Annotated in this window: 3 protein-coding genes and 1 pseudogene; all 4 read right to left on the reverse strand. The window is 60.6% G+C overall.

The genetic code is table 11. From position 1 onward, the window contains the following. Window positions 1-581: ABC transporter permease subunit (locus ABI213_RS04095; RefSeq protein WP_348026179.1), on the reverse strand; the 581-nt coding region annotated here is incomplete at its 3' end. 69 nt (window positions 582-650) lie between these two features. Continuing rightward, complete coding sequence (locus ABI213_RS04100; protein WP_348007420.1) at window positions 651-1607, reverse strand: ABC transporter permease; 957 nt, start codon at window positions 1605-1607, stop codon at window positions 651-653. A gap of 133 nt (window positions 1608-1740) precedes the next feature. Next, a complete protein-coding gene (locus ABI213_RS04105; RefSeq protein ID WP_348026181.1) occupies window positions 1741-3360 on the reverse strand; it encodes an ABC transporter substrate-binding protein in 1620 nt (539 codons plus the stop codon). Window positions 3361-3446: 86 nt separating this feature from the next. Further along, window positions 3447-3643 (reverse strand): annotated as a pseudogene (locus ABI213_RS04110) (FAD-dependent oxidoreductase); the annotation flags it as partial.

Here is a 3643-nt window from a genome sequence, read left to right on the forward strand (position 1 = left end):
TCACCACGGGTACGGGCCACCACCACATAGTCAAGCGCGTTGATGTTGACGGCCAGCGAGCGTGCCATGCGAAATGCGCCAGGTGCATAGATGATGGCCGCCGTGGCCACCAGCATAGCCACCGAGGAACCGAAGCCCGCCACCATAATGAGGGCAAACATCTTGCTGGGGATAGCCGTCAGTGTGTCGAGGCCTCGGCTGAGCGTGGCGTCCAGCGCCTGGCTGCCGCTGGCTGCCAGCAAGGCCAGCAGCGTGCCGGTACCGCTGGCAATCAGCGTGGCGACGAGTGCCACACCCACGGTGTAGCGGGCACCATGGATGACCCGCACCAGCATGTCACGACCAAGGTAGTCGGTGCCCAGCCAGTGCATCGCACTGATGGGCGCAAACACGGCATTGCTGCCCGAGCCCCCCATCGTGCCGGACAGCATCGCCGGACCAAACAGCGCGGCTAGTATCCACAAGGTCAGCACAGCCAGACCCAAGAGGCCAGACAGGCCGAATCCTGACAGCCAGCGCCTACAGACGCCGCGCGGGGCCGCTACCGAACGAGCGGTCAGAGTTTGCACAACAGGTTCCATGGGGTATCGCTTATATTGAAGGTGTGTGAAGAGGAGGGGGCGGAATAGCGTGAACCAGGCATAAGCATCTCAGCGATGCCGTAGGCGCGGGTTGGCGATGATGCCGCTCACGTCAGCCAGCATCACCAGGATCAGGTAGCCGGCGCAAAAGATCATGGTGCAGGCCTGCACCAGCGGCATGTCGCGCTGCGAGACAGCATCGACCATCAACTTGGCGATGCCGGGATAGTTAAAAATGGTCTCGATAATGATCACGCCGCCCAGCAGGTAGGACAGGCTGAAAGCCACGGCATTGGCGATGGGGCCGATGGCATTGGGCAGCGCATGGACCATCACCATGCGCAGCGGCGAGGCCCCCTTGAGCCGCACCATCTCAATGTAAGGAGCTTCCAGCTGGTCGATAACTGCGGCGCGTGTCATGCGCATCATCTGCGCGATGATCACGCAGCACAGACTGAGCACCGGCATCGCAAAGGCACGCAGCATCTGGCCAATAGATTGGATGTCGCTCGCGTAAGAAAGCGCAGGCAACCAGCGCAGCTTTACCGCAAACACCAGTACCGCCAGCGTGGCAACTAAAAATTCGGGCACCGATACCACGCCGACGGCGGCTGTGGAGGCAAAGCGGTCGAACCACGAGCCACGCCAGACCGCCGCTGATATGCCCAACGCCAGGGCGATGGGGACGGAAAACAGCGCAGTCACGGCGGCCAGCAACAGTGAATTGGGCAGACGGCTGGCCACCAGCTCACTTACTGGCATGCTCGCAGTGACCGAATTTCCAAGGTCGCCTTTGGCGACACCGCCTAGCCAATAGAGGTAGCGCAGTGGCGCGGCCACGTCCAAGCCCATCTGCGCGCGTAGCGCGGCCAAGGCCGCGGGCGTCGCATCTTGGCCGAGCTGCTCCTGCGCAGCATCACCTGGCAGTACGGTCGTGATTGCGAAGACCAGCGCCGAGACGGCCAGCAGCGAAAGCATGCCAATCGCGATACGTCGGCCGAGGAGTTTGAGAATCAGGGCATTCATTTCAATCTTTCAGTTAGCGACGATCTGCCGCGCACCCCACACTCGCAAGAAACGGGCGCACGGTACGGGACAGGTCGATGGCTATTTCGCGCTATCACGTGACGAATTGGATGGCGGGTAGACGTCGAGGCGCTTATGCGTCCAGCCAGACGCTCTCGGCGAAAGAGAAGCCCATCAGCCCACCCAGCGGCCTGGCTTCCAGGCCCTTGACCTTAGCGCTGTAGCCGTCGATGCTGGCAATGAACATAGGAATACCGATGCCAGCTTCCTGGTGGATCAAGGTCTGCATGTCCGCGTACTGTTGTTTACGCTTGGCCAGGTCGATTTCGGCACGCGAAGCCAGCAGCAGTTGGTCGAACTTTGGGTTCTTCCAGCGCGACTCGTTCCATTGCGCGTCGGATTGAAAGAACTGGGTCAGCAGCGTATCGGCGCTCGGCCGGGTGTTGACGTTGCCAAAGCCGATGGGGCTGCTGAGCCAGTGGTTGGACCAATAGCCATCAGCTGGCATGCGCTTGACATCCAGCTCCAGGCCGATGCGTTGACCGGTTTCCTGCATCAACAGCGCGATCTCCGTAGAGTAGGTAGCAGCAGGTGACGTAACAACCGGAATTTTTCCAGTCAAACCTGATTTCTGCAAATGGAACTTGGCTTTGTCCAGGTCCATCTTGCGCTGCGGCAGGCCGGCGAAGTAAAAACGATTGGTAGGGTCTACAGGCTGGTCGTTACCGACGGTTGCAAAGTCGAGCGCAATAGTTTTCTTCATCTGCTCGCGATCAAGCATGTATTTCATGGCCATGGCGAAATCGGGGTTGGCGCCCGGACCGATGTCGCGGCGCATGATCAGGTCGGTATATTGGCCTGACTGCGATGCCATGATGTTGTAACCCGGTGTACCTTTTACCCGTGCAACGGCGCGCGGATTAACGCCGTTGATCAGATCCATGCCACCAGACAGCAGCGCATTGAGGCGAGCGTTCTCATCGCCGATGCCGACGAATTCGATCTCGTCGAGGTAAGGCTTGCCCGGCTTCCAATAGGCCTCGTTACGAACCACCACGGAGCGTATGCCGGGCTTGAATTCCTTGAGCTTGTAAGGGCCGGTTCCGATACCCGCAGCGAAGTCGGTGGTACCGTCTTTAACGATGTGGAAGTGGAAGGTAGCGACGATGGTCGGCAGGTCGGCGTTCGCGGCGGTCAAGACGATCGTGACCTCGTTCGGGCCGGTGGCCTTGACGCTTTCGATCTGGTCGGCCAGGACCTTCGCCTTGGAGGCTGTGGCCGGATCTTTAATGCGCATCACCGAATACACGACATCGGCTGGCAAGAGCGCCTTGCCGTCATGGAACGTGACACCCTTACGCAACGTAAAAACCCAGGTCTTAGCGTCGCGGGTGGTAAAGGATTCAGCCAGCGCGGGCTGCGGAGTCAGGCTGGCGTCGAGCACGGTCAGGCCGTTGAAGAGCATGGTGCTGCGGCAGTAGTCGGCCTGGTTGGACTGCTTGGCCGGATCGAGCGTATCGGTGGCAGCTGTCTGTTGGCCAGCGACTCGAATACGCCCGCCCTTGCGTGGCGTCTGCGCATGGGCTGACATGGCGAAGGTCGCTGCGCCGCCAGCCAGCGTGGCCTGCATGCCACCCGCCATGAGCATGGCGAGCACATCGCGGCGCGAGGCACCGCGACGAAAGGACTCCATGACGCGGACACTGTCTGCGGGATGGACGAAGCTGTCGAACTTGTTGCTGCTGTCTCTCATGGTGGTGTACTCCTGGTATACCTGTTAGTGGTGTGGGAAGGTCGAGGAAAAACTAATGACGCTGGCTAACTCTGGTGACTCTGGCTTTAGGCCAGCTTGTCCTTGAGGCGGTAGTACATACCCACGGCCGGCAGGAACCACGGGGCACCGAAATGCCCGGGTATGGCAGGCCAGCTCCGGCCCTGCCAGGGATTGGCGGCAGTGTTGCCAGCCATCACTTCAGCCATACGCTCGCCCATGTGCACGGACATCTGGGTTCCGTGACCGCTGTAGCCGGTGGCGT

The sequence above is a fragment of the Rhodoferax sp. genome (assembly GCF_039922535.1).
In the GTDB taxonomy this organism is placed as follows: domain Bacteria; phylum Pseudomonadota; class Gammaproteobacteria; order Burkholderiales; family Burkholderiaceae_C; genus Rhodoferax_B.